At 71.5% G+C, this 5,950-nt stretch carries 6 protein-coding genes; 3 read left to right on the top strand and 3 right to left on the bottom strand.

The genetic code is table 11. The features are described from left to right. Nucleotides 1–969: 969 nt before the first annotated feature. Nucleotides 970–1,401, top strand: a complete 432-nt coding sequence (locus tag GT045_RS27550; RefSeq protein ID WP_161291625.1) for a helix-turn-helix transcriptional regulator — start codon at nucleotides 970–972, stop codon at nucleotides 1,399–1,401. Between the two features lie 263 nt (nucleotides 1,402–1,664). On the opposite strand, the gene GT045_RS27545 is transcribed toward GT045_RS27550, so the two are convergent. After that, entirely contained in the window at nucleotides 1,665–2,267 is a 603-nt protein-coding gene (locus GT045_RS27545) for an ATP-dependent Clp protease proteolytic subunit (protein ID WP_161291627.1), read from the bottom strand. Between the two features lies 1 nt (nucleotide 2,268). Continuing rightward, nucleotides 2,269–2,907 carry an ATP-dependent Clp protease proteolytic subunit gene (locus GT045_RS27540; RefSeq protein WP_161291629.1) on the bottom strand — a complete coding sequence of 213 codons (639 nt, stop codon included), beginning with the start codon at nucleotides 2,905–2,907 and terminating at the stop codon, nucleotides 2,269–2,271. A 233-nt stretch (nucleotides 2,908–3,140) separates the two neighbouring features. Between GT045_RS27540 and GT045_RS27535 the strand changes: the two genes are divergently transcribed. Beyond that, complete coding sequence (locus GT045_RS27535; RefSeq protein WP_202529086.1) at nucleotides 3,141–4,004, top strand: alpha/beta hydrolase; 864 nt, start codon at nucleotides 3,141–3,143, stop codon at nucleotides 4,002–4,004. Between the two features lie 336 nt (nucleotides 4,005–4,340). Further along, nucleotides 4,341–4,811: a hypothetical protein gene (locus GT045_RS27530; protein WP_161335824.1), complete on the top strand. Its 471-nt coding sequence runs from the start codon at nucleotides 4,341–4,343 to the stop codon at nucleotides 4,809–4,811. A 68-nt stretch (nucleotides 4,812–4,879) separates the two neighbouring features. Here GT045_RS27530 and GT045_RS27525 read toward each other — a convergent pair. Next, the coding region (locus tag GT045_RS27525) for a ferritin-like protein (protein ID WP_272926907.1) at nucleotides 4,880–5,950 on the bottom strand (1,071 nt) is incomplete at its 5' end.

The following is a 5,950-nucleotide window of genomic DNA, read 5'->3' as shown; positions in this document are numbered from 1 at the left end:
GTGTGGGTGTGGGTGTGGGTGTGGGTGTGGGTGCGGGTGCGGGCGTGCGTTCCGGTGCGAGGTGCCGCTCCCGCTCTCGTGGGGGTCCCGGATCCGTTCGACGAAGGAGACGACGGGTGCGGGCGGGCGTGGGGAGTCCGTCATGCCAGGTACCTCGTATCCGGTCGTGAGCCGTCGGCGAGGAACGCGGCGCAGCCCGCGGCGGGACGAGCCGAGGCGGCCGAGGGAGCAGCGGTATTTTCGAACGCAGGATGAACGAGCGCAGGGTGGCGCAGGGGATGCATGGGTGCTCCTCGGTGTGGGATACGGACAGGTGATCGGGTAACGGCGGGCTCCCTGTCGCCGTCACGGGTGTGCGAGGGCGAAATCTAGAACTCGATTTCGAATACCGGGGCTTGTCCGTGTGCGGCTGCGGACGGCCTTCCGTGACGCTCCGTTCGATCACTCATGTGGGTTCCGGTACCTCCGATGGGGGATTGCCGGACGCCCGGCCTCCCGGGTGGCTGTCGCTGCGCGCCGCCGCGGCCGAGGCGAGGCCCGCTCGGGCCCCTCCTCCCCGCAGCCGCCCTCGACCCGCGCTTCACCGGCCTGCACGCCCGGCTCACGGACCTCCGGGAAGTGGAGAGCGGTACAGGGGAGTTCGAGGCGGCCTCCCCGTCGCCGAGCGGCGGGCGGATCAGCACCGCGCGAACCTCCGCCACTCTTCCCCTGTTGTGCGCCGGCCGCCTCACGATCAACGATGGGGAGGAGCGGTGCGGTCAGGACGGCCACCCCACCCGTCGGGCTTAGGGGCGAGATCATCGCGTACCCGGCCGAGCGGCTCGGAACCGGAGCGCGACGCGGACAACCGGCGCTGTGACCGCAGAGGTTCATCCGCACCCGATCCCTCCTCCGGCCCGCCCGCACGGCTTCACCGAGGGCAGAACGACGCTCCCTTCCCACGGCACCCCCGGTCCCTAGGCTGAACAGGTGAGCACTCATACGCCGAACCAAGCCCGTGTCATCGCCCTGCGCCCGCAGAACTCACCGCCCGTTTCCGACCGGGCGCCCCGCACCCCGCAGCGCCCGGCCGGGGCCCCCGGCACACCCGCGCCGAAGGAACCCCTGTGGCGCGACCTCGTCGGCGACGTGCTGCGACGTGAACGGCTCGCTCAGGAGCGCACGTTGAAGGACGTCGCGGAGGCGGCCCGGATCTCGATGCCGTACCTGTCGGAGGTGGAGCGGGGCCGCAAGGAAGCGTCCTCCGAGGTTCTGGCAGCCGCCGCCCGGGCCCTCGGCTTCGGTCTCGCCGACCTGCTCTCGCTCGCCCAGGACGAGCTGGCCCGGCACGCCCGGAGCCGGGTGGCCCGGACACGTACGTCGCCCACGGCGCGCTACGGCGGCCTCTGCCTCGCCGCCTGACCGGGCCGACGGCCCCAGCACGGCCTCCGCCTCGCCGCTGGAGCGGTGCAACGGCCGTACGAGGGCCTCGGTCTCGCCGCCTGAGCGCGCGACCCGACGGCCCCTCCGGCGGCCTCTGCCGCGCCGCCCTACCGAACCGGGGGAACCGGGCGGCCGGTACGACGGCGGCCGGTACGACGGAGGCCGGTACGACGGCGGCCGGTACGACGGTGCGGCACCGTCGTACCGGCCGCTCGCCGGCCCCCGGCCGGGGCGGGGCAGGGTCAGACGAACGCCGCCCTACGGCTCAGCACCTCGTCGGCGAGCCCGTAGGCGACGGCCTCCTCGGCGGTGAGCACCTTCTCCCGGTCCATGTCGGCGCGCAGCTTCGCCACGTCGTGGTGCGTGTGCCGGGACAGGACCTCCTCCACCTGCGAACGGATGCGGACCACCTCCTTCGCCGCGAGGCTGAGGTCGGAGACCGTCCCCTGCCGGCCGCCGCTGGCCGGCTGGCCGAGCAGCACCCGTGCGTGCTGGAGCACGAACCGGCGCCCGGGATCTCCGCCGGCCAGCAGCACCGCCGCCGTCGACGCCGCCTGGCCGACGCAGAAGGTGGAGATCGGCGCCTGCACGAACGTCATCGTGTCGTAGATCGCCATCAGCGAGGTGAACGATCCTCCGGGCGAGTTGAGATAGATGGAGATCTCGTGCTCCGGGTTCGCCGACTCCAGATGCAGGAGTTGCGCGATGACCACATTGGCGACCCCGTCGTCGATCTCGGTGCCGAGGAAGACGATCCGCTCGTTCAGCAGCCGGCTGAAGACGTCGTAGGACCGCTCGCCCTGCGCGGTCCGCTCGACGACGTAGGGAACCGTGTACGACCCCATGTCACAACCCCATCCGTCGGCGCGACGCGGCGGGGCGGATGTCGGCGAGCGACTCCACCACCCGGTCCACGATCCCGTACTCCCTGGCCTGCTCGGCCGTGAACCAGCGGTCCCGGTCGCCGTCCCGGGCGATGGTCTCCTCGCTCTGCCCGGTGTGCTCGGCGGTGATCCGCTCGATGGCCTTCTTGGTGAACTGCAGGTTCTCCGCCTGGATCTCGATGTCCGCGGCGGTGCCCCCGATGCCCGCCGAGGGCTGGTGCATCATGATGCGCGCGTTCGGCAGCGCGAACCGCTTGCCGGCCGTCCCCACGGTGAGCAGGAACTGCCCCATGCTCGCGGCGAACCCCATCACCAGCGTCGAGACGTCGTTCGGGATCAGCCGCAGGGTGTCGTAGATGGCCAGCCCCGCGGTGACCGACCCGCCGGGGCTGTTGATGTACAGGCTGATGTCGGTGCGCGGGTCCTCCGCCGACAGCAGCAACAGCTGCGCGCACACCCGGTTGGCGGACACGTCGTCGACCTGGGTGCCGAGCAGGACGATCCGCTGGGCGAGGAGCTGGGCCGCGAGATGGTCGTCGAAGCGGCTGGGCGGTGTGTCGCCCTCCTCCGCGCGGAGCGGCTGCGAGGTGAGTGGAGTCATCTGGTCTCCTCATCGAGGCGCGAGTGCTGTCGGATCCACTCTCGGCCTGCCGCGACCCGCGGACGCCGTTTCTCTGCCGGCCGCAGATTCGCCACGGGCGGAAGTCACCCCGTCCGTCGGACCCGGGGCGACGTCCACGGCCGACGACGTGCACAAGTGGAGGGTCCGGTGCGGCAGTTCCCGCGATCTTGCGTTGGGTAGGGTGAAGAGCCGTCCAGAAAGTGAGCGATCAGATGCAACCGACGTTCGTACTGGTCCACGGGGCTTTCGCGAACTCCTTCTCCTTCGCGCCGCTCCAGGCCGAACTCGGCCTCGCGGGCCACCGTTCGGTCGCCGTCGACCTTCCGGGGCACGGGTTCGCCGCGACCTATCCGCGGGCCTATCAGATGCCGCAGGATCCCGAAGGGCTCGCCACGGCGCCCGGGGTGATCAAGGGCGTCACGCTCGCCGACAACGCCGCACACCTCATCGGAGTGCTGGAGCGGGCCAGACGCAACGGTCCCGTCATCCTCGTCTCCCACAGCCGCGGCGGCATGACGGCCACCGCCGCGGCCAACCAGCGGCCCGACCTCATCGACCGCATCGTCTACGTCTCCGCCTGGTGCCCCGTCGACCTCGACGTCAGCGCCTACTACGCCGAGCCCGAGATGGCCACGGTCGATGTCACCGGTCTGACATCGGCGATGGTCGGTGACCCTGCCGAACTCGGGCTGCTGCGCGCCAACTTCCGCACCGCCGACCCCCGCGTTCTCACGGCCCTCAAGGCGGCTTTCCTCGCCGACGGAACGGACGAGGAGTTCATGGCCTTCCTCAACACCTTCCAGCCCGACGAGAACCTCGACGTCGGCACACCCGACGACCGGGCCCGGGCCGACACCTGGGGGCGGATCCCCAGGACGTACATCCGGCTGTCCGAGGACGCGAGCCTGCCGCTCGCCATGCAGGACCGGATGATCCGCGAGGGCGACGCGCGGACACCGGAGAACCCCTACGACGTCCGCACGCTTCCCAGCAGCCACCTGAGGTGGCTCGTCGACCCGGCTCCGGCGGCCCGCGTCCTGGGCGAACTGGTCGCGCTCCTGCCCGACCGCTCCTGACCGGGCCGGAGACACGGTCTCCACCCGGTCACCTCCGCCGGCTGAGGCAGCAGCTGTCTCCCGTCGAGCTGCAGGGTTCCGTCCCCGGCTCCAGCGACGAAGCCGCCCGCCCGCCACCGGCGGTGCGGAGAGGTGAAGTGCCGTCCCAGCGCACGTGCCGGCCCGCTGACACCGCCGCGGTGCCCGCGCTCGCGTACGCCCGTGCGGCAAAGGTCGCTTCGGGCTTCCGTCCCATTCCTCCGGGGGGTTTGCCCGGAGTGCCTGGGGAGGGAACTCCGGTCACCCGTAGCCTACTTTCCGTAGTCGAACGGCTACGGTGCGCGAAAGGAGAGTGGAGTGCTCCACAAGACTGCGGGACGACTGACCGTGCTTGCCTCGACGGCCCTCATGCTGGTCGGCGCGGTGAACGTCGGCGCGGCGCAGGCGCAGGCGCAGGCGCCCGGCGGGCCCATCACCTACTCGATCGATTTCTCCAACCCCCGGGAGAGCGACGACAACAACCTGCCCGAACCCTACGGTCAAGTCGTCGTACGGGCGCCCTGGGACCAGCAGACCGCCCTGTGGGAACACCCGGACCGGGACATCAACACTCCCACCCTGCCCCGGTATCCGCTGTACGGCGGCGCGGAACACAGGTTCGTCCCCCACCCCGTCACCGAGGTGTGCGCCTTCGTGGGAGAGGACGACACCGGCATCAACGAGGACGACGTCCTTGCCGACGGCTGCCTGCCCTACACGGGTCCCGGCCACTACACCATCAGCGCCGAGGGCGGCTCCGTGACCGTCACCGTCTACCACCTCGGCTGACCCACGGCGGCCCCGGGAGCCTCACCCCGGGGCCGCCCACGTACCCGAAGCCGGCATCCGGCCTCGGATCAGCCGACGGGGCGGAACTGGGGGCCGTAGCACTCGTCCGTGCCGTCGACCGGTGTCTCCATCAGCTCCACCGCGGGATCCTCCAGCCCGCGCATGCCCCGGACGGCGGCCCGAAGACTTCGCGGGTCGCCCTCCTCCCAGGCCGTGTCGAGGGCTTTCAGCACCGTGGTGTACGTGCTGTCGAAGGCGTCGAGAAGACGCCGGGCCCCGGCGGGCGGCCGGTCCCAGCCGCCCTTCGGCACCCTGGCCATGGGACGGACGTCGGGGAAGGGAACCGGAGCACCGGTGTACCGCCACTCGCCCCCGGCCTCGCGCAGCCGGCGCCCGTGGTAGATCTCGGCGAAGGCGTAGAAGTGCGCCATGTGATCGTCGCCGCCGCCGTCGGCCGGGGAACGGGCCGTTCCCTCGCCCTGCTCCTTGATGATGTCGATCGAGCGCTCGATGTCCTCGAGGGTCCTGACCGGCCGGAGGGTGTCCTCGCCGACACGCTCGTGCAACTGCCGCTCCGTGGACAGGTCGGGAGCCACCGCCCGGAACGCCTTCAGCAGTTCCTCGTAGAAGAGGCCGATGCTGAGCGAGGGGTCCGCTTTCTCGGCCAGTGGTACGGCGGGGGCCTCGATGGCCATCATCACGTCCCGCACGAAGGGCTTCGTCAGGCCGGACAGATAGACGTCGACCCCTGGATGCACCCCGCCCGGCAGGGGACCCGGATAGGAAGGCGCCGAAGCCACGATCCTCGGCCGTCCGCCCAGTCCCGCCAGCAGGTTGCAGACGATGCCGAGGTGGTACATCTCGTCGGACACGACGCGCCGGATCAGCCGGGCGGCGTCGCACTTGCGGTTCCTGACCGACCACCAGCCGCACAGGTACGGCGGGATGGTGGAGAACTCGATCTCCACGGCGACCTGCAGGGCCGATCTCAGCCAGGTGACGTCGCGCCGAGCCTCCGGTACGGCCACCAGCCGCACCGCCGCACCGTGCAGCGGGGCGGGGCGCTGCCGGGGGGCCGGCTCGCCGGGACCGTGCACCGGCGCGGCCGGAGAGGCGGAGGTGCCCGCCGCCAGCGCGGC

This window comes from Streptomyces sp. SID486 (genome assembly GCF_009865385.1).
GTDB lineage: Bacteria > Actinomycetota > Actinomycetes > Streptomycetales > Streptomycetaceae > Streptomyces.
Note: the sequence above shows the minus strand (reverse complement) of the source record. Positions and strands in the feature narration are given on the sequence as shown.